The organism is Citrobacter pasteurii (genome assembly GCF_019047765.1).
In the GTDB taxonomy this organism is placed as follows: domain Bacteria; phylum Pseudomonadota; class Gammaproteobacteria; order Enterobacterales; family Enterobacteriaceae; genus Citrobacter; species Citrobacter pasteurii.
The window spans coordinates 289874-315973 of record NZ_CP077262.1; the positions used below are offsets into that span (position 1 = coordinate 289874).

Sequence of the window (26100 nt, forward strand, 5' to 3'; positions counted from 1 at the left end):
CTATTGTCGCATTTTGGTATAGGATAGCGACGAATTTTCCCTCCTTGTTCGGAAATTGATAATGAGCCAACAACACACAACCCAGGCTTCTGGCCAGGGGATGCTGGAACGCGTGTTCAAACTGCGCGAACATGGCACGACGGCACGGACCGAAGTGATCGCCGGTTTAACCACCTTCCTGACGATGGTGTATATCGTTTTTGTTAACCCGCAAATTCTTGGCGTGGCTGGCATGGATACCAGCGCCGTCTTTGTTACCACCTGCCTTATTGCTGCCTTTGGTAGCATCCTGATGGGGCTATTTGCTAACCTGCCGGTCGCACTTGCGCCTGCTATGGGCCTGAACGCGTTCTTCGCCTTCGTGGTCGTTGGCGCGATGGGTCTGTCATGGCAGATCGGTATGGGCGCTATTTTCTGGGGCGCGATAGGTCTGCTGCTGCTGACCATTTTCCGCGTACGTTACTGGATGATTGCCAATATCCCGGTCAGTCTGCGCGTGGGCATCACCAGTGGTATCGGCCTGTTCATCGGCATGATGGGGCTGAAAAATGCCGGTGTTATTGTTGCGAACAAAGACACGCTGGTTTCCATTGGTAACCTGACGTCCCATAGCGTGCTGCTGGGTATTCTGGGCTTCTTTATCATCGCGATTCTGGCATCACGCAACATTCACGCGGCAGTGCTGATCTCCATCATTGTGACCACGCTGTTGGGCTGGATGCTGGGCGATGTCCATTACAATGGGATCGTCTCCGCACCGCCGAGCGTGATGTCGGTTATCGGGCATGTTGACCTGGCCGGTTCGTTTAACATTGGCCTTGCGGGCGTGATTTTCTCGTTCATGCTGGTTAACCTGTTTGACTCCTCCGGTACGTTGATTGGCGTCACGGATAAAGCCGGTCTGGCGGACGCGAAGGGCAAGTTCCCACGCATGAAGCAGGCGTTGTATGTGGATAGTGTGTCCTCTGTTACCGGCGCGTTTATAGGTACATCTTCCGTTACCGCCTATATTGAGTCCTCTTCCGGGGTGTCGGTTGGTGGCCGTACAGGCCTGACTGCAGTCGTCGTTGGCCTGCTGTTCCTGCTGGTTATCTTCCTGTCGCCGCTGGCGGGAATGGTGCCGGGATATGCTGCCGCAGGTGCGCTGATTTACGTTGGTGTCCTGATGACATCAAGCCTGTCGCGCGTTAAGTGGGATGATCTGACTGAGGCTGTTCCGGCGTTTATTACCGCTGTGATGATGCCGTTTAGCTTCTCCATCACTGAAGGCATCGCGCTGGGCTTTATTTCCTACTGCGTGATGAAAATTGGTACCGGACGTTTCCGCGATCTCAGCCCGTGCGTCATTGTTGTCGCGCTGCTGTTTGTACTGAAGATTGTGTTTATCGACGCGCATTAAAATATCGGTCTGGACTACGGCCCGCCAGGCATCGTTGCTGGCGGGCTTTTTCTTTTAGGCTTTCACGCGCTGAATGTAGTCGCCAAATGCAGTCAGCTGGCCGGTCAGATGGTCCAGCGTGCTTTGGTCGATCACTTCGCCGGTCTGCGGGTCCACTTTATTCTGAATAACGCCGCCCATAAACTCTGGCTTGTTCATTACCATCGCGTCGAGAAACACCAGGATTTGACGCAGATGGTACTGGCAGCGCGCGCCGCCAATGGCACCCATGGAGCTTGTCTGGATCAGCACCGGTTTGCCGGATAATGGCTGATCGGGCAGGCGAGACAGCCAGTCGATGGCGTTCTTCAGTCCGCCCGGAACAGAATAGTTATATTCAGGTGTGACGATAACGACGCCGTCAGCCTTCCTGATTTGTTCCGCCAGCGCTTCTACACTTGCCGGAAAACCCTCTTCCTGCTGGAGGTCGGCATCGTACAGAGGAATATCCCCAATCGACGGTAACGCATTCACTTCCATCCCCGCGGGGGCAATTTTTGGCAGCGTACGGGCAACCATTCCATTAAACGAACCCTTGCGCAGGCTCCCCAGTAACGTAACAACATTCAATGTTTCAGACATGGTTACTCCTGTTTCATCATGAAGGTTAAATCAAAGCGTATGGCTCTTCGCTGCGGATAATTGTGAAAACCGGATCAGGCGACCCGTTGGCTCATTCGCGCGGGTCTGGATATCAGGCAAGCTTTTCCAGTCCTGTTTACCATCAAACTCCCAAACCTTGAGTTTTTCAATGGTTGGCGTGACCGCGACCGACCACACCAGTACATCTTCGGCATCGCAAATGGCTTCTATCTGCGTAACGTGAGCACATCTCAGACGGCCCGCACCCGGTAACAACTGGAGTTCACGTGGATCGTCATTGCACACGTCGCCAGTGAGCTTGAGAACGCTCTGGCGTAACGTAATGAGCTGCGCACGCGCTTCATTGGGGTCGTTTTGATTATTGATCCACAGGTTTTCGTTACTGGAAAAGCGGTAGGTTTCTGTGGCATTCGGGGTATGGAACCCGCGGGTCACTCGCTGAAGCTCCATATCCAGGCCGCATGAACCTTCTGTGGTAAGCGCGACGCCAACGATGTTCCCGGCATAGGAAATCGAAAAGCCTGGCAGGTTTTTATCGCGAAAAACGGGCTTACCTTTCGCCTCGGTAACAATCTCAGGCAATGTGCTGGTGCCGTAAAGCATAAACATCAGTTCAGCGAGAAGGCTTCGGGAGGCCAGAAAGCGTGTTCGGCGGTGAGTGGGTAGATTTCTTACTTCAAAATGACATGGAGTCGGGAGACGAACTGAAACCAGGTGTCCCTCCGTTAGAATCCCTCTGGCAAAATGTGTCGCCATTTTTCGCTCCGTGATTAATGGTCCGTGATTATTATCAGAGTAACATTTACGCGGCTTCCAGGCAGGCTTTACTGCCCAAAAAGTAAACGGAATCGGGATACATTACGCGACATTTACATTTCCACCGCCAGGGAGGTCAATAAAACAACAATATAGCAAAGGATCTTCATGACATCTCGCGATAGAGTGCCTTGATCGTCTCTTTCAGCCAGACGATCTTAGGATTGTGGCTGTTGCGTTTATGCCAAAGTAGGGTGAATGGGACGCGCATTTTTTCCAGTTGCGCAGCATCAAAAGGCATTGGACGTGCCACGAGCGGAAGTTGGTGGAGTTGATTATAACGCTGACAATAGACCGGGGCGGTGGCTATCAATGCGTGATCGGGCTGCGCGGCCATAAACAGCGACTGCTCAAAGCCCGGCAGACACAATGCGATGTTACGCGCACGCCCCATCTCCTGAAGCACATCGTCCAGCGCCCAGGTGTCGCTCTGCTCCCAGCTAATGCTGATATGGGGATAGTGCAGGAATGTTTCCAGGCTCCACTCTTCTCGTAACGCCGGATGATCTTCGCGCAGCCAGACGCAGGGGAGATCGGAAAACAGCACTTCATGGTCGATCGATAACGGTAGCAGACTCAGCAATTCACGCGAGCGTGGGTGACTTTCACGTCCGGTAAAGCCGATATCCACCTCGCCACGGATAATGGCGTCCAGCGAATCGTAATCCCAGTTACGCACTTTGATCGAGGCTTGTGGATAACGCTGGTAGATCTGTTGGGAGAGCGCGTTAAACATGATCATCACCAGCGGCGTTTCAGCCACTAAATCAAACTTCAGCCCACGTGGTGCTTCATGGTGTGGCTTATCGAGCAATTGATTGCCCATTTGCATCCACTCCGCCAGGTTCTGCTCCATGCTGACCATCAGCGGCGTTGGCGTCAGCCCAAGCGGGGTATTCACAAACAGCGGATCGTCAAACCAGGTTCGCAGCTTCGACAACGACTTGCTGACCGCCGACGGCGTGACGTTCATCCGTTTGGCGGTTTTGGTGACGCTGCGCTCCTGCATCAGGAGCTGCAGGCAGAGCAGTAAATTAAGATCGAGACTGCTGAGGGATTTCTTCATGAGTTGGTGTGGACCGGTTTGGTGCAACAGTGATAATCAGCATGATACTCACTATGCTACAGCCAATCAGAATCCCGATCAGCATATTCAGCGCGTCGAGACCGAGGATGGCAGCCAACCAAATCCATAGCGATGAACCGCAAACCTGCGCTATGCCTAACGCCGAGCTTGCCACACCCGCACGCAGCGAGAACGGCCCCAGTGCCTGACTCATGGCGACGCCGAAACCGACCGAGAATCCGGCACAGATTAACGTCAACCCGAACAACGTTACCGCGTGCGTACTGGCAAGGATTAACACGATGCCCGCAGCCAGGAACAAAACCTGTGAAGTCAGCATCAGGATGCGGGGTTTAAAAATACTCAGGGCGAATGGTGTAGAGAAAGAGACCGTCATACTGATGCCTGCGGTCATGGCCATGGTAGTGGCGTACTCGCCGCGGTCGAAGCCCATCACTTCCATCAGCAGCACCGGAGACGTATTCACGAAGGTCAGGATCACCGACACGCTGAGGGTGGTAATGGCCAGACGGCTCAGGAAAAAACGGTTCACCAGCGACTCTGCGCGATGATCGCTCTGCGTAGAGGTCGAGAGCGTCGCTGGGCGCGATTCTCGCAGGACAAACACCGACAGCAGGCAAACAGCCACACCCATTCCCATCATCGTGTAGAACAGGCTCTGCCACGGGTATTTGAGCATAATCAGGTGCCCCATCACCGGCGCCAGCACCGGCACGATGCAGGTGATACCGTTCAACAGCGACAAAACCTTCGCCCGGCGGCGATCGTCGAGCGTATCGCGCAGGATGGCGAAAGCCACCACATAGCAACAGCCAGCGCCTACGCCCTGAATAAAGCGGCCTACCAGGAACGGCGTACCGCTCTCGGCGAACGAACACAGCGACGAGGCGACAATAAAAATGAGGGCCCCGACAATGGCGACCGGTTTACGACCCGACTGGTCAGCAATTTTTCCGGCGAACAACATTGCTGTCGCCATCCCTGCCAGGTAGACCGAAAACGCGATATGCAACTGAGCCTCGCTGGCTTGTAAATCGGCAGCAATACGGGGCAATCCCACCAGATACATATCAATACCGGCGGGATAGAGAAGAACCAGGGCAAAACTGCAGATTAGAAAGCGTGTCATAGCGACCTCATGAGAAATGTGGCGCTAAGCATACGGGTAGAGAGTTAACTACACGAGTTGCCATTTGGACAACAGTGATTTCCTGAGAGGAAAACACTGTTACCCGGTGGCGCTACGCTTACCGGGCCTACATGTCGAGTAGGCCGGATAAGGCATAGCCGCCATCCGGCAAAACTATTTACCAATACAGAAACTGGAGAAAATACGACCCAGCAGATCGTCGGAGGTAAATTCCCCGGTGATCTCACTGAGGTTCTGCTGCGCCAGACGCAGCTCCTCCGCCAGCAGTTCTCCGGCCCATGCGCCTAATAGCTGCGCTTTGCCCTGCTGAAGATGCTTCGCCGCTTCAGCCAGTGCCTGCAAATGACGGCGACGCGCCAGGAAGCCGCCTTCCATATTGGTTTCAAAGCCCATGCTCTGTTTGAGATGGTTGCGCAGTACGTCAACACCTTCACCGGTTCGTGCGGAGAGGCGAACCAGTGAGTGGCCATTTACTTCGCTAAGACCCAGCGTTTCACCCGTGATATCCGCTTTGTTACGCACCACGGTAATTGGCAGTTTGGCTGGCAGACGGGCAATAAAGTCAGGCCAGATGTCTGCCGGGTCAACGGCGTCGGTGGTGGTGCCATCAACCATAAACAGTACGCGGTCGGCTTGTTCAATTTCCTGCCAGGCGCGTTCAATACCAATGCGTTCAACTTCATCGCTGGCATCGCGCAGACCGGCAGTGTCGATGATGTGCAACGGCATACCGTCGATATGAATATGCTCTCGCAGCACGTCGCGAGTCGTCCCCGCAATGTCGGTCACAATAGCAGCCTCACGGCCTGCCAGCGCGTTCAGCAGGCTCGATTTCCCGGCGTTAGGGCGACCGGCAATGACTACCTTCATCCCTTCGCGCAGCAGGCTGCCCTGACGCGCTTCGGCACGCACGGCATCAAGATCGGCCATCACGCTATTGAGCTGGGCTTCAATCTTGCCGTCAGACAGGAAGTCGATTTCTTCATCCGGGAAGTCGATCGCCGCTTCCACATAGATACGCAGGTGAGTGAGTGCTTCCACAAGATGATTTACCCGTGCGGAAAATGCGCCCTGCAACGAGTTCAATGCCGAGCGAGCGGCTTGCTCTGAGCTGGCGTCGATCAGGTCGGCAATTGCCTCTGCCTGAGCCAGATCGAGCTTATCATTGAGAAACGCGCGCTCGGAGAATTCACCTGGTCTGGCAATGCGCAGCCCGGGAATCGTCAGAATACGTTTGAGCAGCAGATCAAGAATCACCGGGCCGCCGTGACCCTGAAGCTCTAAAACGTCTTCACCGGTAAAGGAGTTCGGGCCGGGGAACCACAGGGCAATCCCCTGATCCAGCGCGCTGCCATCCGCGTCTTTAAACGGCAGATAGTCGGCATAACGCGGTTTTGGCAGTTTCCCCAGTACGGTTTCTGCGACCTCGCTCGCCTTCAGGCCGGAGATACGCAGGATACCCACGCCACCACGTCCCGGTGGGGTGGCCTGAGCGACGATGGTGTCGTTATGGCTCATGGTTTGTCTCTTCTTAATGCAATAAAAAAGGCGGTCTAATGACCGCCCTTTACGTTATGTTCCGTGTGCCGGATGGCGGCTTCGCCTAATCCGGCCTACACCGAATCAGGAGTTTTTCTTCTCGCGGCTATGCAGGCCACGTTTCTCCAGACCACGGTAAATCAGCTGCTGCTGAATAATGGTTACCAGGTTGCTGACGATATAGTACAGCACCAGACCTGACGGGAACCACAGGAAGAACACGGTGAAGATGACCGGCATGAAGGTCATGATCTTCTGCTGCATCGGGTCGGTCACGGTGGTCGGAGACATCTTCTGAATGAAGAACATCGTCACGCCCATCAGGATCGGCAGGATGTAGTACGGGTCCTGTGCAGACAGGTCATGGATCCACAGCGCGAACGGCGCATGACGCAGTTCAATGGAGCCCATCAGCATGTAGTACAACGCCAGGAAGATTGGCATCTGGATGATCAGCGGGAAGCAGCCGCCCAGCGGGTTAACCTTCTCAGCTTTGTACAGGGCCATCATTTCCTGGCTCTGACGCTGTTTGTCATCGCCCAGACGCTCACGCATTGCCTGAATCTTCGGCTGCAGCATACGCATCTTCGCCATGGAGGTGTACTGCGCTTTGGTCAGCGGGTACATGATGCCACGAACGATAAAGGTGATAACGATGATGGAGAAGCCCCAGTTACCCAGGAAGCTATGGATCCATTTCAGCAGTTTGAACAGCGGCTGAGAGATGAACCACAACCAGCCGTAATCCACGGTCAGATCCAGGTGCGGTGCAACGGCCGCCATTTTATCCTGAATTTCTGGGCCGACCCACAGGGTGCTGGTCATCGCGCCAGTCTGGCCAGGCTGTACCAATACCGGCTGTGATTTATAGCCGATAGCGGCAATGCCGTTACCCAGATTTGCGGTATAGAAGTTATTGGTGCCGTCGTTACGCGGAACCCATGCCGTAGCGAAATACTGTTGCAGCATTGCAACCCAGCCGTCTTTAGCATTGACGTTCAGGTTTTCGTTTTCAGCAATGGTGTCGAATTTGTATTTCTCATATTTCTCATCCGGCGTGGAGTACGCCGCGCCGCGGAAGGTGTGCAGCGCAAAGTTGCTGCTTCCGGTATCACGATGAGATGGCAGATTGATGGATTGCTTCAGCTGACCAAAGGTGGAGACTTCCAGCGGTTTTTCGCCGGCGTTCTGCACACTGTAGTTAACGTTGACAGCATATTCACCACGCTTGAGTACAAACGTTTTAGTGAATGTGTTACCCGCTGCGTCAGTATAGGTCATCGGGATCTGCAGTTCGTTCTGACCGTCAGCCAGTACAAACGCGTCTTTTTCGACGTTGTACAGCGGACGCGGGCCGTTAGCCGGGTTATCCGGGCCGTCACGACCTGTCAGGCCACTCTGTGCCTGGTAGATGAACTGTGGCGTGGTTTCCAGTAACTGGAACGGTTCGGTAGAACCGAGTTCTTTCGGGTAAGCTGGCAGTGAAGCCTGTTCCACATCACCACCACGGGTGTTGATGGTCAGATCAAGCACGTCAGTTTTAACCGTAATCAGTTTCCCCTGGCCACTGGCCGGTACGCCCTGGTCTGCGGCGCTACCCGCTGCGGTGGTCGTTGTCTGCGTGGTCTGTTGAGCCTGAGGTTGCGGGTTTTTATCCTGCTCCCAGGCTTGCCAGATCATGAAAGACACGAACAGCAAAGCGATGACTAAAAGATTGCGTTGCGAATCCATCGTTAGTGTTCTCTGGTATCAAATGGTCCGGGCGGGACGGGATCGTCACCACCAGGGTGTAAAGGGTGGCATTTTAATACGCGTTTCACCGTCAACCAACTGCCTTTTATCACTCCAAACCTGCGCAATGCCTCAATTCCGTAGCTCGAACAGGTTGGAGTGAAACGGCAATGCGGCCCAAGCAGCGGACTGATCAGGCGTTGATAGACCCGAATGAGGGCTATCAGGACCCGCGAGCCAGGCGACAATGGCGACGCCATAATTTTTCCAACGCTTCCGAGAGAGCACGGTTATCGAGGTCAGCAACCCCTTTTTTCGCCACCACCACGAAATCCATTGCTGGAAGCTCGTGCTGACGTAAACGGAAGCTTTCACGCGTCAGACGTTTAATCCGATTGCGTTCATGCGCACGTTTAACATTTTTCTTGGCGACGGTAAGACCGATACGGGGATGCCCCAGCGAATTCAGGCGGCCGAGGATGGTGATTTGCGGCGTGCCAGCCCGTTGTGGCTGCTGGAAGACGAATGTGAAATGAGTGGGAGTTAACAAACGTAACTCCCTGGGAAATGCGAGCTTAACCACTCAGGGGCTAGCTTTTATTACTTAGAAACGGTCAGACGAGAACGGCCTTTAGCACGACGACGTGCCAGAACCTGACGACCATTTTTATTAGCCATACGAGCACGGAAGCCGTGAGAACGGTTGCGCTTCAGTACAGACGGTTGAAAAGTGCGTTTCATGGCGATTTCTACCTAAACTTGAATAAATTCACTGACTTTTGCGTATACCCGAACGAGTTTCGAACGACTTACGCCACAGTGTGGGTGATTAAAGAGGCCGGATTGTAATAATTGTACACTCCGGAGTCAATTCTCTTTCCTTATTTCCCGCTTTTTTCCGCACGGTTTCGCGTAAAAAACAGGCAGCGTTGACGCCGTAAGGCGACCGTTACTCGCTGGGGGTAAGAATTATACGGGCTGGTGGATAAAGCGCAAGGATCGCTCGGGATCTTTATTAGATCGTTTAAGCAGTAAAGCATCTTTACTCATTAATTTTTTCAATATGCGCGCGAAAACCTGCAGCACTTCTCCAGGATCGTTTACACTTAGCCGATTCTGGATCATCCTGTGGATAAATCGGGAAGAATCTGTGAGAAACAGAAGATCTCTTTCTCAGTTTACGCTATGATCCGCGGTTCCGATCGTTTCAATGGATCCTGATCGGGTAAAAATTGCAGATAGCAATTCGCACGTCACCCTTTGCATAGGGTCTTGTCGATGTGCGTCAACAATCATGAATGTTTCAGCCTTTGTCATTTATCGACTTTTGTTCGAGTGGAGTCCGCCGTGTCACTTTCGCTTTGGCAGCAGTGTCTTGCCCGATTGCAGGATGAGTTACCAGCCACAGAATTCAGTATGTGGATACGCCCGTTGCAGGCGGAACTGAGCGATAACACGCTGGCTTTGTATGCGCCAAACCGTTTCGTGCTCGATTGGGTAAGGGATAAATACCTCAATAATATTAATGGATTGCTGAATAATTTCTGCGGAGCGGATGCCCCACAGCTGCGTTTTGAAGTCGGCACTAAACCTGTCACGCAAACGCTGAAGACGCCGGTGAATAACATCGTTACGCCTGCGCATGTGGCTCAACAAGTTCAACCGCAACGCGTCGCTCCGGCGGCGCGCCCCGGCTGGGATAACGTACCGGCTCCGGCAGAACCTACCTATCGCTCTAACGTCAACGTCAAACATACGTTTGATAACTTCGTTGAAGGTAAATCTAACCAACTGGCGCGCGCGGCGGCACGTCAGGTGGCGGACAATCCTGGCGGCGCCTACAATCCGTTATTCCTTTATGGCGGTACAGGCCTGGGTAAAACCCACCTGCTGCACGCTGTCGGTAACGGCATTATGGCGCGAAAGCCGAATGCCAAAGTGGTGTATATGCACTCCGAGCGTTTTGTGCAGGACATGGTTAAAGCCCTGCAAAACAATGCGATCGAAGAGTTTAAACGCTACTACCGTTCCGTTGACGCGCTGCTGATTGACGATATCCAATTCTTCGCGAATAAAGAACGATCGCAGGAAGAGTTTTTCCACACCTTCAACGCCTTGCTGGAGGGTAATCAGCAGATCATCCTGACATCGGATCGCTATCCGAAGGAGATCAACGGCGTTGAAGATCGTCTGAAATCCCGCTTCGGCTGGGGACTGACTGTCGCGATCGAACCGCCTGAGCTGGAAACACGCGTCGCGATCCTGATGAAAAAGGCTGACGAAAATGACATTCGTCTGCCGGGTGAAGTGGCGTTCTTTATCGCCAAGCGTCTACGCTCTAACGTGCGTGAACTGGAAGGTGCACTGAACCGCGTGATCGCCAACGCTAACTTTACTGGCCGGGCGATTACTATCGATTTCGTGCGTGAAGCGCTGCGCGATCTGCTGGCTTTGCAGGAAAAGCTGGTCACCATCGACAATATTCAAAAGACGGTGGCAGAGTATTACAAAATCAAAATTGCGGATCTGCTTTCTAAGCGTCGATCTCGTTCGGTAGCTCGTCCGCGTCAGATGGCGATGGCGCTGGCAAAAGAGCTCACTAACCACAGTCTGCCGGAAATTGGCGACGCGTTTGGTGGGCGTGACCATACTACCGTGCTTCATGCCTGCCGTAAGATTGAGCAGTTGCGTGAAGAAAGCCATGATATTAAAGAAGATTTCTCCAATTTAATCAGAACATTATCTTCGTGACGCTATGAAATTTACCGTTGAACGTGAACATTTATTAAAACCGCTTCAGCAGGTCAGCGGCCCGCTGGGTGGACGTCCTACACTGCCGATCCTCGGAAACTTGCTGCTGCAGGTTGCTGACGGTGCGCTTTCTCTGACCGGTACCGATCTCGAAATGGAGATGGTGGCGCGCGTGGCGCTGATCCAGCCTCATGAACCTGGTGCGACCACCGTTCCGGCGCGTAAATTCTTCGATATTTGCCGTGGATTACCAGAAGGGGCGGAAATTGCCGTTCAACTGGAAGGCGACCGTATGCTGGTGCGTTCTGGCCGCAGCCGTTTCTCGCTGTCTACGCTGCCTGCCGCCGACTTCCCGAATCTGGACGACTGGCAGAGCGAAGTCGAATTCACCCTGCCACAGGCGACAATGAAGCGCCTGATTGAAGCCACGCAGTTTTCGATGGCGCATCAGGACGTGCGTTACTACTTAAACGGCATGCTGTTTGAAACCGAAGGGGAAGAGTTGCGTACCGTGGCGACCGACGGTCACCGCCTGGCGGTCTGTTCAATGCCTGTCGGTCAGCCGTTGCCTAGCCATTCGGTGATCGTACCGCGTAAAGGTGTGATTGAACTGATGCGTATGCTCGACGGCGGCGATAACCCGCTGCGCGTGCAGATTGGCAGCAACAACATTCGTGCGCACGTGGGTGATTTCATCTTTACCTCCAAGCTGGTTGACGGTCGTTTCCCGGATTATCGCCGCGTATTGCCGAAGAATCCGGACAAACATCTGGAAGCCGGTTGCGATATCCTCAAGCAGGCGTTTGCTCGTGCGGCGATCCTCTCTAACGAGAAATTCCGCGGCGTGCGTCTGTATGTCAGTGAAAACCAGCTCAAAATCACCGCTAATAACCCGGAGCAGGAAGAAGCCGAAGAAATTCTGGATGTCTCCTATCCTGGTACAGAACTGGAAATCGGCTTTAACGTTAGCTACGTACTGGACGTTCTGAACGCGCTGAAGTGCGAAAACGTGCGTATTCTGCTGACCGATTCCGTCTCCAGCGTACAAATTGAAGATGCAGCCAGCCAGAGCGCGGCTTACGTTGTTATGCCAATGAGACTGTAATGTCGCTGACCCGCCTGTTGATCCGCGATTTTCGCAATATCGAAAATGCGGATCTCGCTTTATCTCCCGGCTTTAACTTTCTGGTTGGCGCGAACGGCAGCGGCAAAACCAGCGTGCTGGAAGCCATCTATACGCTCGGCCATGGTCGGGCGTTTCGCAGTTTGCAGATTGGCCGTGTGATTCGCCACGAACAGGAATCGTTTGTTTTACACGGTCGTTTGCAGGGTGATGAGCGTGAGACGTCGATTGGTCTGACGAAAGACAAACTGGGCGACAGCAAAGTGCGCATTGACGGCACCGACGGGCACAAGGTTGCGGAACTGGCGCACCTGATGCCGATGCAGCTGATAACGCCTGAAGGGTTTACTTTACTCAATGGCGGCCCCAAATACAGAAGAGCATTTCTTGACTGGGGATGCTTTCACAATGAAGCCGGATTTTTCACCGCCTGGAGCAACCTGAAGCGCCTGCTCAAGCAGCGCAATGCAGCGCTGCGCCAGGTGAGTCGTTATGAGCAACTGCGCCCGTGGGATAAAGAACTGATCCCACTGGCGGAACAAATCAGCACCTGGCGCGCGGAGTACAGCGCCGGTATCGCGCAGGATATGGCGGATACCTGCCAGCAGTTTCTTCCCGAGTTTTCTCTCTCCTTCTCTTTCCAGCGCGGCTGGGAGAAAGAGACAGATTACGCCGAAGTGCTGGAACGCAGTTTTGAACGCGATCGCATGTTGACCTACACCGCGCACGGCCCGCATAAGGCGGATTTCCGCATTCGCGCCGACGGTGCGCCGGTGGAAGACACGTTGTCGCGTGGGCAGCTAAAGCTGCTGATGTGCGCCTTACGTCTGGCGCAAGGGGAGTTCCTGACCCGCGAAAGCGGACGGCGCTGCCTGTACCTGATAGATGATTTTGCCTCTGAACTGGATGATGCGCGTCGTGGGCTGCTGGCCAGCCGCTTAAAAGCCACGCAATCTCAGGTCTTTGTCAGCGCAATCAGCGCTGAACACGTTATGGACATGTCCGATGAAAATTCGAAGATGTTTACCGTGGAAAAGGGTAAAATAACGGATTAACCCAAGATAAAATGAGCGAGAAACGTTGATGTCGAATTCTTATGACTCCTCCAGTATCAAAGTCCTGAAAGGACTGGATGCGGTGCGTAAGCGCCCGGGTATGTATATCGGCGACACGGATGACGGCACTGGTCTGCACCACATGGTATTCGAGGTGGTAGATAACGCTATCGACGAAGCGCTCGCGGGTCACTGTAAAGATATCGTGGTAACGATTCACGCTGATAACTCCGTGTCCGTTACCGATGATGGCCGTGGTATCCCAACCGGTATTCACCCGGAAGAGGGCGTTTCGGCGGCGGAGGTTATCATGACCGTTCTGCACGCAGGCGGTAAATTTGATGATAACTCCTATAAAGTTTCCGGTGGTCTGCACGGCGTAGGTGTTTCCGTCGTTAACGCCCTGTCGCAGAAACTGGAGCTGGTGATTCGTCGTGAAGGCAAAGTGCATCAGCAAACTTACGTGCACGGTGTGCCGCAGGCGCCGCTGGCGGTAACTGGCGAAACAGAAATGACGGGGACCCAGGTCCGTTTCTGGCCAAGCCACGAAACCTTTACCAACGTCGTTGAGTTCGAATACGACATTCTGGCGAAGCGTCTACGCGAGCTGTCATTCCTGAACTCCGGTGTGTCTATCCGTCTGCGCGATAAGCGCGACGGCAAAGAAGACCATTTCCACTACGAAGGCGGCATCAAGGCGTTTGTTGAATACCTCAACAAAAACAAAACGCCGATCCACCCGAATATCTTCTACTTCTCCACCGAAAAAGACGGTATCGGCGTGGAAGTTGCGCTGCAGTGGAACGATGGTTTCCAGGAAAACATCTACTGCTTCACCAACAACATTCCGCAGCGTGACGGCGGTACTCACCTTGCAGGCTTCCGTGCGGCGATGACCCGTACCCTGAACGCCTACATGGACAAAGAAGGCTACAGCAAAAAAGCCAAAGTCAGCGCCACCGGTGATGATGCCCGTGAAGGCCTGATTGCCGTTGTATCCGTGAAGGTACCGGATCCGAAATTCTCCTCCCAGACCAAAGACAAGCTGGTCTCTTCTGAGGTGAAATCGGCGGTAGAACAGCAGATGAACGAACTGCTGAGTGAATACCTGCTGGAAAACCCGTCTGACGCGAAAATCGTCGTCGGTAAAATTATTGATGCGGCACGTGCCCGCGAAGCGGCACGTCGCGCGCGTGAAATGACCCGCCGTAAAGGTGCGCTGGACTTAGCGGGTCTGCCGGGCAAACTGGCGGACTGTCAGGAACGCGACCCGGCTCACTCTGAACTGTACCTGGTGGAAGGGGACTCAGCGGGCGGCTCTGCGAAGCAGGGACGTAACCGTAAGAACCAGGCGATTCTGCCGCTGAAGGGTAAAATTCTTAACGTTGAGAAGGCGCGCTTCGACAAGATGCTCTCTTCTCAGGAAGTGGCGACGCTGATCACCGCGCTGGGCTGTGGCATCGGTCGTGACGAGTACAACCCGGACAAACTGCGCTATCACAGCATCATCATCATGACCGATGCGGACGTCGATGGCTCGCACATCCGTACGTTGCTGTTGACCTTCTTCTATCGTCAGATGCCGGAAATCGTGGAACGCGGTCACGTGTATATTGCGCAACCACCGCTGTACAAAGTGAAGAAAGGCAAGCAGGAACAGTACATCAAAGACGATGAAGCGATGGATCAGTACCAGATCTCTATCGCCCTTGATGGTGCCACGCTGCACACCAATGCCCACGCCCCGGCGCTGGCGGGTGAGGCGCTGGAAAAACTGGTTTCTGAATACAACGCGACGCAGAAAATGATTGGCCGTATGGAACGTCGTTTCCCGAAAGCGTTGTTGAAAGAACTTGTTTATCAGCCGACGCTGGCTGAAGCCGATCTCGCTGATGAAGCGAAAGTCACTGCCTGGGTTTCTCAGCTGGTCAACGTGCTGAATGAAAAAGAAATGCATGGCAGCACCTGGAACAGTTTTGTGCGTAAAGACGCTGAACTGAACCTGTTCGAACCGGTGATCCGCGTGCGTACCCACGGCGTTGATACCGACTATCCGCTGGACCACGAGTTTGTGACCGGCGGCGAATACCGTCGTATCTGCACGCTGGGTGAGAAACTACGTGGCTTGATCGAAGACGATGCGTTTATCGAACGTGGCGAGCGTCGTCAGCCGGTTGCCAGCTTCGAGCAGGCGCTGGACTGGCTGGTGAAAGAGTCCCGTCGTGGCCTTGCGATTCAGCGTTATAAAGGTCTGGGCGAGATGAACCCGGAACAGCTGTGGGAAACTACTATGGATCCGGAAAGCCGTCGCATGCTGCGCGTTACCGTGAAGGATGCGATTGCCGCCGACCAGTTGTTCACCACGCTGATGGGCGATGCCGTTGAACCACGTCGCGCGTTTATCGAAGAGAACGCCCTGAAAGCGGCGAACATCGATATCTAACATGTACCTCAGGCCTGCTCCTGTAGGCCTGATAAGCGCAGCGCCATCAGGCAGTTCGTCTGCGTTTGCCGGATGGCGGCTCAGGCCTTATCCGGCCTACCATCGATTGTCAAAAGGGGGATCCCGATTCCCCTTCCCATCCCCCTTTTCGTAGCTGTTTTTTGAGCGGAATCGCGTTAGCATGAGGATGGACTCATTTATTCCGGGGAACTCATGGCTATCAAACTTATTGCTATCGACATGGATGGCACACTTCTGCTGCCCGATCACACCATTTCACCTGCGGTCAAAACGGCGATTGCCGCGGCACGCGCGCGTGGCGTAAATGTGGTGCTGACCACGGGGCGCCCCTATGCCGGCGTCCACAGCTATTTGAAAGAACTGCACATGGAACAGCCCGGTGACTACTGTATTACCTATAACGGGGCGCTGGTGCAGAAAGCCGGGGATGGCAGTACCGTGGCGCAAACCGCGTTAAGCTATGACGATTATCGCTATCTGGAGCAGCTCTCCCGGGAAGTTGGATCGCATTTCCACGCCCTCGATCGCAATACGCTGTACACCGCCAATCGTGATATCAGCTACTACACGGTGCATGAATCGTTTGTCGCGACCATTCCGCTGGTGTTCTGTGAAGCCGAGAAAATGGATCCAGAAACCCAGTTCCTGAAAGTGATGATGATTGACGAGCCGGAGATCCTCGATAAAGCCATCTCGCGCATCCCAGCAGAAGTCAAAGAGAAGTACACCGTGCTGAAAAGTGCGCCGTACTTCCTCGAAATTCTCGATAAACGCGTCAATAAAGGCACTGGCGTAAAATCGCTGGCCGATGCGTTAGGAATTAAAGCCGAAGAGGTGATGGCGATTGGCGATCAGGAAAACGACATCGCGATGATTGAATACGCGGGCGTGGGCGTTGCCATGGACAACGCTATTCCATCAGTCAAAGAAATCGCCAACTTCGTGACCAAATCCAACCTTGAAGATGGCGTCGCGTACGCCATTGAGAAGTTTGCGCTGCAATAAGATGTTATGGGCAAATGCTTCGCCGCATTTGCCCATTAAATTATTAAGGGTGATAATTACTAAAAAACAATATTTGTAATGGAGAGGTTACAACATCCAGAGTGATAGTGATGGGCAGCAGTGCGTTTGTGAGAACCTTGGGAATCTGAGAGTTTTTATATTCGTAAAAACCAACGGTAAATGGATGATAAAACGTGAGCATCTGTGAATAATCCTGTTTGGTGCTTTTCTTATGAATTGTCCCTTGCAGTTTGGATAGATTTTTAGTGCAATTTTGCTCTGTGCAGTTAAAACCGTAGCCCGTAAGCACTTGCTTAACGTCCTGCGTTTCCCCGGTGTATTTAAGCGTTAATACGCCTTCAAATCCCTTTTTGTTGTCACTGATTATGAATTCGGCGATATCAACTACCTGTAAATTATGACGGTCGATTTGCGGATCTTGCAGCAGCTTCACCACGCTTTCGGCACCACTGGTTAGCAGATAATCAAACGTTTTGCCGACAAAGACATAGCCTTCATTACCATCATCATCTTTACCTGATGATAAACCAATAACGGTGTCAGTTTTCCACTTTTCCTTTGTTGCTTGTGGCTCGCCTGCTTTGAGCCACATAACGCTCAGGCACCCTGATAACATAATGCTAAGTGATGATACGACCAACAATTTTACCAACCAGCAATATTTTATCTTCAATTTAATCCCTTAAAATAACGCTCTATAATGTCATGGTCATACTACGCGATTTATCACGCTTTGCTTTTGTAGGTGGGCGACTTTCAGATTTTGCCAAGGGAATATGTGCCACGCCGCTGCGCATTATCCATTTACGCGAAAATGCTGATGTGAGCGCCCGGCTTTTAAGGATTTTGCCATACAGTTTGAGACGTATTTTACGGGTAGCTTTGCGGTAAGCGAGATTCATATCTGGCGCATCCCGTAGCAGTACTGATTTGAGGATCTCCGCGCTGTCCAGCGCATAGCTAATCCCTTCCAGCGAGCTGGCGCTAATAAAACCGGCCGCTTCACCAATCAAAAATGCGTTGTCCTCTCCGCAGACAAAGTCTTTCCAGCGTGAGGGGAACAGCACCGTACATTTTTCACTTTTCACCGGTTTACCGAACTGGAAATGGAACGCTTTCAGCTTCTCCTTCAGCGCGTCAAAGCGTGCCTGTCCGTCCTTCATGGGATAGGCACCACCAAAGATAAAATAGCCATCTTTGCTGATACTCCATGAATAACAGTCAGTTGCGTCGTTATCAAAAATACAGGAATAGAACGGCACAGGATGCTTTTCTGCAAACCATTGTTGAATAGCGACATATTTACGAATTTGATGCTGGGGGTAGAGATGACGGCGCACCAGTGAATTCGCACCGTCGGCCCCGACCAGATAACGCGCGGTGATCTGCTGCTCCCAACCGTCGGCGCGGAAAATAACATGCCATTTATCGTCCTCGCGCCAGATTTTTCGACACAAGCTGTCGTGATACACCTGTACATCGTCGGGAATGAGCGATTTAAGCCATAAATCAAACGCATGGCGGTTGATATTAATGTAGCTGCGCTGGTAGTTACGCGTCAAAGAAGCGGCAACATCAACCGTTTTAACACTAAAAATCTGCGGGTTGGCGATGACATCAACGGGTAAGGTTATACCATCGCGGATAAACGAACGCTGGGCGTCCGGGGCCAGCAGACCGCCGCAGGGTTTAGTGAAACCTTCGTTGCCGCACTGGCGTTTTTTATCCAACGCAATCACGCGCATTTTTCCGCTCAACTGCCGCGCCAGCGCTGAGCCTGCCGGACCTAATCCGATAATCGCCACGTCAAAATGTTCCATCTTTCTGTCCGCAAAAATGAAGATGGCGATACGCTAAAGCCTGAAAGTGAAGTGCTTGTGAAGTATGATTGCTGAAATCGTCTTGTATCAGGGCATTTCATGAAGCAAATCACCTTTACGCCGCGTAATCACCAACTGACCAATATCAATACCTGGACTCCGGACAGCCAGTGGCTGGTTTTTGATGTGCGTCCTTCCGGTGCATCGTTTACCGGTGAGACGATTGAGCGCGTCAATATTCACACCGGCGAGGTGGCGGTGATTTATCGCGCGACGCAGGAGGCACACGTCGGCGTGGTGACCGTTCATCCAAAGTCTGAAAAATATGTGTTTATTCACGGCCCTGAAAATCCAGATGAATCATGGCATTACGACTTCCATCATCGCCGTGGTGTGATTGCGGACCAGACCGCAGTGGCGAATCTGGATGCGATGGATATTACCGCTCCGTATACCCCAGGCGCGCTGCGTGGCGGTAGTCATGTGCATGTCTTTAGTCCGAACGGTGAGTTTGTTAGCTTCACCTACAACGACCATGTGCTGCATGAGCGTTCTCCGGCACTGGATTTACGTAACGTTGGTGTGGCTGTTCCCTATGGCCCAGTGACTGTGTCAGCTGATCACCCGCGTGAGTACAGCGGTAGCCACTGGTGTGTGCTGGTCAGTCAGACAACGCCGAAACCCAAACCGGGCAGCGATGAGATTAACCGTGCTTATGAAGAGGGTTGGGTAGGAAATCATACGCTGGCCTTTATCGGCGATACGTTGTCTGTCAGTGGCGAAAAAGTACCGGAACTGTTTATCGTTGATTTGCCACGCCATGAAAGCGGCTGGAAACAGCCTGGCGAGGCACCTCTGGAGGGAACGGAATCAACAATGCCTGCGCCACCAGCCGGCATCGTTCAGCGCCGCCTGACGTTTACTCACGATCGCGCCTTCCCGGGGCTGGTGAATCAACCACGCCACTGGGTACGCAGCAATCCACAGGCAGACGAAATTGCGTTTCTGATGCGTGATGACAACGGTATCGTGCAGTTATGGCTCATTACCGTGCTAGGGGGGAAGCTGCGTCAACTAACCCGGAGCGCCACGGATATTCAGTCGGCATTCAACTGGCATCCGTCGGGTCGATGGTTGGGATTTGTGCTGGAAAACCGAATTGCCTGCTGCGATGCGCAGACGGGAGAGATTGAGTTTTTAACGACCAGCCATGGCAACCCACCTTCAGCAGATGCGATTGTCTTCTCTCCTGATGGCCGACAGGTTGCATGGATGGAAGACGTCGACGGTTTCCGCCAGCTATGGGTGACAGAAACCGGACGTTAACTTAAGGCGCAGGCATTTGAGCCGGGGGGATAACGGCGTTGGTGGCTTGCGTTCTCTCCTCGCTCTTTTCTACGCGAGATCGAACCGAGTTATCTTTGCGAAAGAGATCCCACGGGAGCAGTACCGTATCCAGAACCGCAGTAAAAGGCATATCCAGAATAGCCAACGACTTTGTTCCCCAGTTCGTATCGCTATCGCCAATCATTGTGGCGCTGGCACGGGTGCCTGGATAGGTACCTTCTTTCCCTCCGGTATGTGACATCACGCTGGAGCAGCCGCTGATAAAAACCATCCCGCTGCACATCATCAGTGTTAACACCATTTTTTTTATCATCATTATTTCATCTGCTAATCATCGTGTTTGCAGGGTGAGTTAAAGCGATCCGTTGCGAAAATAACATCACCATCTTGTCGCACTGTGGCGGCAATCGCGATTTAACGATAACGACTGCTCCCCCCAGTGTATGCAATAGACAACAAACTGCAAAAAAAGTCAGAGGAGTACGCTTGAAAAGTTTGTATTAAGACCCATTTTTAGGGTGTAGACAAATGAAGGGCATGCCTGATGGGTGTCCTGGCTACCTGACCTGTCCAAGATGGAAGGTCCAACATTCTCGCTGATTTCAGGAGCTATTGATTATGCGTAACTTTGATTTATCCCCGCTATACCGTTCTGCTATTGGATTTGATCGTCTGTTTAACCTGTTGGAAAACAACCAGGGCCAAAGCAATGGTGGCTACCCTCCGTACAACGTTGAGCTGGTAGACGAAAACCACTACCGCATTGCGATTGCCGTTGCGGGCTTTGCTGAAAGCGAGCTGGAAATTACCGCCCAGGATAATTTGCTGGTGGTGAAAGGCGCGCATGCGGACGAACAAAAAGAACGTACTTACCTGTACCAGGGCATTGCCGAACGCAACTTCGAACGCAAGTTCCAGTTAGCGGAGAACATCCACGTTCGCGGCGCAAACCTGGTAAACGGTCTGCTGTATATCGAGCTTGAGCGCGTGATTCCTGAAGCGAACAAACCGCGCCGCATCGAAATCAACTAATTTATCTGTCGGGCCGCTTGCGCGGCCCTGCTAAGCACAGGCTTGCCGTCAGGGAGCCGAAAGGTACTTACTCGCTTCTTAGAAGGAGAATATTATGCGTAACTACGATTTATCCCCACTGCTGCGTCAATGGATCGGTTTTGACAAACTGGCCAATGCATTACAAAACGCCGGTGAAAGCCAAAGCTTCCCACCCTATAACATCGAAAAGAGCGATGATAACCACTACCGCATTACCCTTGCGTTAGCCGGTTTCCGTCAGGAAGATTTGGATATTCAACTGGAAGGCACGCGTCTGACCGTAAAAGGTACGCCGCAGCAGCCGGAAAAAGAGACCAAATGGTTGCATCAGGGGCTGGTCACTCAATCATTCAGTCTGAGCTTTACGCTGGCTGAAAATATGGAAGTCTCCGGCGCAAGCTTCACCAATGGCTTGCTGCATATTGATTTAACCCGTAATGAGCCTGAAACCATTGCTCCACAACGTATCGCCATCAGCGAACGTCCCGCATTAAATAGCTAAATAGCTCCAGGCCTTTGCCCCGCCAGAAATGACGGGGCTTTTTTGTGCTTTACCCCCCATACATTGCGCTTGTACTCTGCGAGAATCCATTTACTTAATGATGTTATTCACAGGGAACAGAAGAATGAGTGATATAGCATTGACGGTCAGCGTTCTGGCATTGGTGGCGGTTGTCGGGTTATGGATCGGCAACATTAAAGTACGGGGCGTTGGTTTTGGCATCGGAGGCGTGCTGTTCGGCGGTATCATCGTCGGACACTTTGTCGATCAGGCAGGGATGACCCTGAGCGGCGATATGCTGCATTTTATTCAGGAATTTGGCCTGATACTCTTCGTCTATACCATCGGCATCCAGGTAGGGCCGGGTTTCTTTGCCTCACTGCGTGTTTCGGGACTGCGTCTGAACCTGTTTGCAGTGCTGATCGTGATTATCGGGGGGCTGGTCACCGCGCTTCTGCATAAGATCTTCGCTATTCCGCTGCCCGTGGTGCTGGGGATCTTCTCCGGCGCGGTCACCAATACGCCCGCACTGGGTGCCGGACAGCAAATTCTGCGCGATCTGGGTACGCCGGGTGATGTGGTCGATCAGATGGGGATGAGCTATGCCATGGCTTATCCTTTCGGTATTTGCGGTATTTTGCTCACGATGTGGCTGATGCGCCTCATTTTCCGCGTGAACGTTGAGTCCGAAGCTCAGCAGCATGAATCAACGCTGACCAACGGTCATACGCTGATTCAGACGATGAACATTCGTGTTGAAAACCCGAACCTCAATAATATGGCGATTCAGGATGTCCCCATTCTGAACAGCGACAAAATCATCTGTTCACGCCTGAAGCGAGATGAAACGTTAATGGTGCCGTCGCCGGGGACGATTATCCAGATGGGCGATCTGCTCCACCTGGTCGGACAGCCTGGCGATCTGCATAATGCGAAGGTGGTTATTGGGCAGGAAGTAGACACTTCACTGTCAACGCGGGGCACGGATTTGCGCGTTGAACGTGTCGTTGTGACCAACGAACAGGTGCTTGGCAAGCGGATCCGTGACCTGCACTTTAAAGAACGTTACGACGTGGTGATTTCCCGTCTGAACCGCGCGGGCGTTGAGCTGGTCGCCAGCAGCGACGCCAGCCTGCAATTCGGGGACATCCTCAATCTGGTAGGGCGTCCTTCGTCGATTGATGCCGTTGCCAATGTTGTGGGTAACGCGCAGCAAAAACTGCAGCAGGTGCAGATGCTGCCGGTATTTATCGGTATCGGACTAGGTGTTCTGCTGGGGTCAATCCCGCTGTTTATCCCCGGTTTCCCGGTGGCATTAAAACTGGGGTTGGCCGGTGGACCACTGATTATGGCGCTGATTTTGGGGCGTATTGGCAGCATCGGTAAGCTGTACTGGTTTATGCCTCCCAGCGCGAACCTGGCGTTGCGTGAGCTGGGTATTGTGCTCTTTCTCGCGGTGGTTGGTCTGAAATCCGGCGGCGATTTTGTGAATACGCTAACGCAGGGCGACGGTCTGAGCTGGGTGGGCTACGGTATTTTCATTACCGCCATTCCGCTGATTACTGTCGGTTTGCTGGCACGTATCTTTGCCAGGATGAACTATCTGACGCTGTGCGGCATGCTGGCTGGGTCGATGACCGATCCTCCTGCGCTGGCGTTTGCTAACAACCTGCATGCCACCAGCGGGGCGGCTGCGCTCTCCTACGCCACCGTTTATCCGCTGGTCATGTTTCTGCGCATTATTACCCCACAACTGCTGGCGGTGATTTTCTGGGGATTAGGTTAAAACTGACCTACCCAGTCAGCATATCCAGGAATGCCTGATGCGCTGCGCTTATCAGGCCTACATCAGCATCGTTCACTGTAGGCCGGATAAGACGTCAGTCGCCATCCGGTATTACAAAGCACACCTCTCTTTTCCATTGTCTCATCACATTACGCTCCCTTTCGTTTGCGAATCAGGTTCATACTCCTTCACTGTTCCGGTATAACGACCAGACTACAATATTGAAGGAGCCGTCATGAAGATTTCCCGCCTTGGGGAAGCGCCGGATTACCGCTTCTCGCTGGCAAATGAGCGTACGTTTCTGGCGTGGATCCGCACTGCGCTGGGTTTTCTGGCGGCGGGCGTTGGTCTTGATCAACTGGCCCCGGACTTTGCTACGCCGGTCATTCGTGAGGCACTTGCCTTGTTGCTGTGTCTGTTTGCGGGCGGTCTGGCGATCTACGGTTATCTGCGCTGGTTGCGCAATGAAAAGGCGATGCGTCTGAAAGAGGACATGCCGTACACCAATAGCCTGCTGATTATCAGCGTCATGCTGACGCTTGTGGCGGTGATTGTTATGGCGTTGGTGTTGTATGCCGGGTAGTCGTAAGGCCCGTCGCGAGTCCGATCCTGGTTTACAACCGGAACGGACATCGCTGGCCTGGTTTCGCACGTTGCTAGGCTATGGCGCACTGATGGCGCTGGCGATTAAGCATAACTGGCATCAGGCGGGCGCGTTATTCTGGGTTTCGATAGCGGTACTGGCAATTGTGGCGATTATTCTCTGGCGCTACACCCGTAGCCGTAACCTGATGGATGTTACGCATCGCGATTTTTCTGAATCTCGCGCGGTGCGTGACAAATTTATGATCTCCCTCGCGGTGTTATCCCTTGCAATACTGTTTGCTGTAACACACGTTCGCCAACTTATCGTATATATCGGGAATTTTGCATGACAGTATGTGAGGACATGGATGTTAGTGAGGGTATTTTAAAGGTGGTGATTGATCACCAGAAGAGTTTACAACCTATTGAACTGTACCGTGATTTACGACAAGGCGATGTTCGTCTCGTACAGTTTATCCCCCTGATTAAGCGCGATGAAGCAGGCAACCTGACGGCTGAATCTGTCACACCAGAAGGGTGGGGGCAGTTTTTAAATACGATATTTGATATCTGGGTTCGTGAAGATATTAATCGGGTATCTATTCAGCTTTTTGATAAAACGCTGCGTCGATGGTGTGGTCTGGCGGTTCAAATTGAACGGCAATCGACCTCACAGCAGAGCGTGCGTTGTCGGTCATGTTCACTATCGCAATTTTACCGTGGTGATTGCCCGGTGCATGGGGATATTCACGGGGAAAACGTGCTGTGTGCGGGATATCAGGCCTTCTTTGAACACTCATCACCCCATATGCGAGTTATGCGCGATCTCATTAAGCAGCATCGCTCACCGATGGAGCTGATGGCGATGCTGCGCTGAGATCAGCGGGGGTTAGCGTCCTTTTGCCAGGTATTGCGCCATCTCGGTCTCCGGCACCATGCCGCCGCCGGTCGCCCACACCAGGTGCGTGGCGTTATTGAGCTGATCCGCGCTCAATCCTTGCATCTGCTGGTAATCCGTGGAGGCGCAAACGTGCTGAGGACCAGCCATGCCCGCCAGCGCCGATGGCTCAAGGCGAATACCTTCCTCCTGTGCCAACCAGCCCAGCATGTCGTACATCGTTTGATCGTCCAGCGTATACAGTCCGTCGAGCAGGCGTTCCATCGCCCGGCCAACAAAGCCCGAGGCGCGACCGACTGCCAGTCCGTCCGCTGCCGTCTGGTTGTCGATACCGATGTCCTGCACGGAAATGGTATCGTGCAGCCCGGTATAAATCCCCAGCAGCATGCACGGTGAATGAGTCGGCTCAGCGAAGAAGCAATGAACGTTATCGCCAAACGCCAGCTTCAGGCCAAACGCCACGCCGCCAGGGCCACCGCCGACGCCGCAAGGCAGGTAAACAAACAGCGGATGATCGGCATCCACCACGCGCCCCTGCTGCGTAAACTGCGCTTTCAGACGCTGGCCGGCGACCGCATAGCCTAAGAACAGCGTGCGGGAATTTTCATCATCAATAAAGAAGCAGTTTGGATCGGACTGTGCCGCCTTACGACCTTGTTCAACCGCCACGCCGTAATCTTCTTCGTACTCCACTACCGTCACGCCGTGGCTGCGCAGTTTGGCTTTTTTCCACGCGCGGGCATCGGCAGACATATGGACCGTAACGTTAAAGCCGATGCGGGCGCTCATGATGCCGATAGACATCCCAAGGTTGCCGGTGGAGCCGACCGCAATGCTGTACTGGCTGAAAAACTGTTTAAATTCAGGCGAAAGCAGAATGCTGTAATCGTCTTCTGTTGTCAGCAGACCGGCTTCCAGCGCCAGTTTTTCCGCGTGGGTCAGTACTTCATAAATGCCGCCACGCGCTTTAATCGAGCCTGAAATAGGCAAATGACTATCTTTCTTCAGCAGCAATTCGCCGTTAATGTGCTGCCCGAACTCTTTTTCCAGCCGTTTTTGCATGGCAGGGATGGCGGCCAGCTCAGATTCGATAATGCCCCCAGTGACGGCAGTTTCCGGGAAGGCCTGCGCCAGATACGGTGCGAAGCGCGTCAGACGCGCGTGGGCATCCTGCACATCGTGCTCGGTCAGGCCAACATAGGGTAAACCTTCCGCAAGAGAGGTGGTGCCAGGGTTAAACCAGGTTGTCTCTTTCAGAGCCACCAGATCTTCCACTAAAGGATGCTGGGCGATAAGTGTTTGAATGTTTTCCATAGTCAGTCTCTT

General features: G+C 53.1%; 27 protein-coding genes and 1 other annotated feature. Of the genes, 13 read left to right on the forward strand and 14 right to left on the reverse strand.

The window, feature by feature from the left end:
• The first annotated feature begins 61 nt into the window (after window positions 1-61).
• Complete coding sequence (adeP, locus tag I6L54_RS01430; RefSeq protein ID WP_005121469.1) at window positions 62-1399, forward strand: adenine permease AdeP; 1338 nt, start codon at window positions 62-64, stop codon at window positions 1397-1399.
• A gap of 54 nt (window positions 1400-1453) precedes the next feature.
• Here the strand turns inward: adeP and I6L54_RS01435 are convergent, their stop codons facing one another.
• From I6L54_RS01435 to I6L54_RS24530, 10 genes are all read right to left on the reverse strand, one after another.
• Window positions 1454-2020, reverse strand: coding sequence for an NADPH-dependent FMN reductase (locus tag I6L54_RS01435; protein ID WP_003827046.1), 567 nt, complete (start codon window positions 2018-2020; stop codon window positions 1454-1456).
• Window positions 2021-2050: 30 nt separating this feature from the next.
• Window positions 2051-2797 (reverse strand): 4'-phosphopantetheinyl transferase family protein, encoded by a 747-nt coding sequence (locus tag I6L54_RS01440; RefSeq protein ID WP_040231494.1) that lies wholly within the window; start codon window positions 2795-2797, stop codon window positions 2051-2053.
• Between the two features lie 166 nt (window positions 2798-2963).
• On the reverse strand, window positions 2964-3923 hold the full coding sequence (gene yidZ, locus I6L54_RS01445; RefSeq protein WP_040231496.1) for an HTH-type transcriptional regulator YidZ: 960 nt from the start codon (window positions 3921-3923) through the stop codon (window positions 2964-2966).
• Entirely contained in the window at window positions 3892-5073 is a 1182-nt protein-coding gene (locus I6L54_RS01450) for an MFS transporter (RefSeq protein WP_040231497.1), read from the reverse strand. The genes yidZ and I6L54_RS01450 overlap by 32 nt, the downstream gene beginning before the upstream one ends.
• A 174-nt stretch (window positions 5074-5247) precedes the next feature.
• Window positions 5248-6612 carry a tRNA uridine-5-carboxymethylaminomethyl(34) synthesis GTPase MnmE gene (gene mnmE, locus I6L54_RS01455; RefSeq protein WP_005121473.1) on the reverse strand — a complete coding sequence of 455 codons (1365 nt, stop codon included), beginning with the start codon at window positions 6610-6612 and terminating at the stop codon, window positions 5248-5250.
• 105 nt (window positions 6613-6717) lie between these two features.
• A complete protein-coding gene (yidC, locus tag I6L54_RS01460; protein ID WP_003023844.1) occupies window positions 6718-8364 on the reverse strand; it encodes a membrane protein insertase YidC in 1647 nt (548 codons plus the stop codon).
• 2 nt (window positions 8365-8366) lie between these two features.
• Window positions 8367-8624, reverse strand: a complete 258-nt coding sequence (yidD, locus tag I6L54_RS01465) for a membrane protein insertion efficiency factor YidD (protein WP_003023846.1) — start codon at window positions 8622-8624, stop codon at window positions 8367-8369.
• Entirely contained in the window at window positions 8588-8947 is a 360-nt protein-coding gene (rnpA, locus tag I6L54_RS01470) for a ribonuclease P protein component (RefSeq protein ID WP_003844432.1), read from the reverse strand. Before rnpA ends, yidD begins: the two co-directional genes overlap by 37 nt.
• Before the next feature lie 17 nt (window positions 8948-8964).
• Complete coding sequence (gene rpmH / locus I6L54_RS01475; RefSeq protein ID WP_003023858.1) at window positions 8965-9105, reverse strand: 50S ribosomal protein L34; 141 nt, start codon at window positions 9103-9105, stop codon at window positions 8965-8967.
• A gap of 228 nt (window positions 9106-9333) precedes the next feature.
• Entirely contained in the window at window positions 9334-9489 is a 156-nt protein-coding gene (locus I6L54_RS24530) for a hypothetical protein (protein WP_423244543.1), read from the reverse strand.
• 222 nt (window positions 9490-9711) lie between these two features.
• Here I6L54_RS24530 and dnaA point away from each other — a divergent pair, with 222 nt between their 5' ends.
• The 5 genes from dnaA to yidA all read left to right on the forward strand — a co-directional run bounded on the left by dnaA (window position 9712) and on the right by yidA (window position 16762).
• On the forward strand, window positions 9712-11115 hold the full coding sequence (gene dnaA, locus I6L54_RS01480; protein WP_005121475.1) for a chromosomal replication initiator protein DnaA: 1404 nt from the start codon (window positions 9712-9714) through the stop codon (window positions 11113-11115).
• A gap of 4 nt (window positions 11116-11119) precedes the next feature.
• Window positions 11120-12220 (forward strand): DNA polymerase III subunit beta, encoded by a 1101-nt coding sequence (gene dnaN / locus I6L54_RS01485; RefSeq protein ID WP_005121477.1) that lies wholly within the window; start codon window positions 11120-11122, stop codon window positions 12218-12220.
• Window positions 12220-13293 carry a DNA replication/repair protein RecF gene (gene recF, locus I6L54_RS01490; RefSeq protein ID WP_005121479.1) on the forward strand — a complete coding sequence of 358 codons (1074 nt, stop codon included), beginning with the start codon at window positions 12220-12222 and terminating at the stop codon, window positions 13291-13293. The genes dnaN and recF overlap by 1 nt, the downstream gene beginning before the upstream one ends.
• Window positions 13294-13321: 28 nt before the next feature.
• On the forward strand, window positions 13322-15736 hold the full coding sequence (gyrB, locus tag I6L54_RS01495; RefSeq protein WP_005121480.1) for a DNA topoisomerase (ATP-hydrolyzing) subunit B: 2415 nt from the start codon (window positions 13322-13324) through the stop codon (window positions 15734-15736).
• Between the two features lie 213 nt (window positions 15737-15949).
• Window positions 15950-16762, forward strand: a complete 813-nt coding sequence (gene yidA / locus I6L54_RS01500; protein WP_005121481.1) for a sugar-phosphatase — start codon at window positions 15950-15952, stop codon at window positions 16760-16762.
• Between the two features lie 43 nt (window positions 16763-16805).
• Here yidA and I6L54_RS01505 read toward each other — a convergent pair whose 3' ends face one another.
• Both I6L54_RS01505 and cbrA read right to left on the reverse strand, forming a co-directional pair.
• The gene (locus I6L54_RS01505; protein ID WP_137378489.1) at window positions 16806-17456 is read right to left on the reverse strand and encodes a YidX family protein; all 651 of its coding nucleotides are present in this window, start codon (window positions 17454-17456) and stop codon (window positions 16806-16808) included.
• A gap of 22 nt (window positions 17457-17478) precedes the next feature.
• Window positions 17479-18603, reverse strand: a complete 1125-nt coding sequence (gene cbrA, locus I6L54_RS01510; protein ID WP_040231502.1) for a colicin M resistance lipid reductase CbrA — start codon at window positions 18601-18603, stop codon at window positions 17479-17481.
• 99 nt (window positions 18604-18702) lie between these two features.
• On the opposite strand from cbrA, the gene I6L54_RS01515 reads away from it, so the two are divergent.
• The gene (locus I6L54_RS01515; protein ID WP_005121485.1) at window positions 18703-19929 is read left to right on the forward strand and encodes a YidR family protein; all 1227 of its coding nucleotides are present in this window, start codon (window positions 18703-18705) and stop codon (window positions 19927-19929) included.
• Window position 19930: 1 nt separating this feature from the next.
• On the opposite strand, the gene I6L54_RS01520 is transcribed toward I6L54_RS01515, so the two are convergent.
• A complete protein-coding gene (locus I6L54_RS01520) occupies window positions 19931-20263 on the reverse strand; it encodes a YceK/YidQ family lipoprotein (RefSeq protein ID WP_005121486.1) in 333 nt (110 codons plus the stop codon).
• 239 nt (window positions 20264-20502) lie between these two features.
• Window positions 20503-20575: a sequence feature (ROSE (Repression Of Heat Shock gene Expression) occurs in the 5'-region of heat shock genes and acts as an RNA thermometer to modulate expression.), on the forward strand.
• On the opposite strand from I6L54_RS01520, the gene ibpA reads away from it, so the two are divergent.
• From ibpA to I6L54_RS01550, 6 genes are all read left to right on the forward strand, one after another.
• Entirely contained in the window at window positions 20569-20982 is a 414-nt protein-coding gene (gene ibpA, locus I6L54_RS01525; RefSeq protein WP_040231504.1) for a small heat shock chaperone IbpA, read from the forward strand. It overlaps the preceding feature by 7 nt.
• Window positions 20983-21076: 94 nt before the next feature.
• Window positions 21077-21505, forward strand: coding sequence for a small heat shock chaperone IbpB (gene ibpB / locus I6L54_RS01530; protein ID WP_005121488.1), 429 nt, complete (start codon window positions 21077-21079; stop codon window positions 21503-21505).
• A gap of 124 nt (window positions 21506-21629) precedes the next feature.
• The gene (locus I6L54_RS01535; RefSeq protein ID WP_040231506.1) at window positions 21630-23291 is read left to right on the forward strand and encodes a putative transporter; all 1662 of its coding nucleotides are present in this window, start codon (window positions 21630-21632) and stop codon (window positions 23289-23291) included.
• 235 nt (window positions 23292-23526) lie between these two features.
• On the forward strand, window positions 23527-23874 hold the full coding sequence (locus I6L54_RS01540) for a YidH family protein (RefSeq protein WP_005121491.1): 348 nt from the start codon (window positions 23527-23529) through the stop codon (window positions 23872-23874).
• A complete protein-coding gene (locus I6L54_RS01545) occupies window positions 23864-24226 on the forward strand; it encodes a DUF202 domain-containing protein (protein WP_040231507.1) in 363 nt (120 codons plus the stop codon). Before I6L54_RS01540 ends, I6L54_RS01545 begins: the two co-directional genes overlap by 11 nt.
• Window positions 24223-24753 (forward strand): radical SAM protein, encoded by a 531-nt coding sequence (locus I6L54_RS01550; protein WP_040231509.1) that lies wholly within the window; start codon window positions 24223-24225, stop codon window positions 24751-24753. The genes I6L54_RS01545 and I6L54_RS01550 overlap by 4 nt, the downstream gene beginning before the upstream one ends.
• A gap of 12 nt (window positions 24754-24765) precedes the next feature.
• Here I6L54_RS01550 and dsdA read toward each other — a convergent pair whose 3' ends face one another.
• Window positions 24766-26088 (reverse strand): D-serine ammonia-lyase, encoded by a 1323-nt coding sequence (gene dsdA, locus I6L54_RS01555; protein WP_040231510.1) that lies wholly within the window; start codon window positions 26086-26088, stop codon window positions 24766-24768.
• Window positions 26089-26100: the final 12 nt, after the last annotated feature.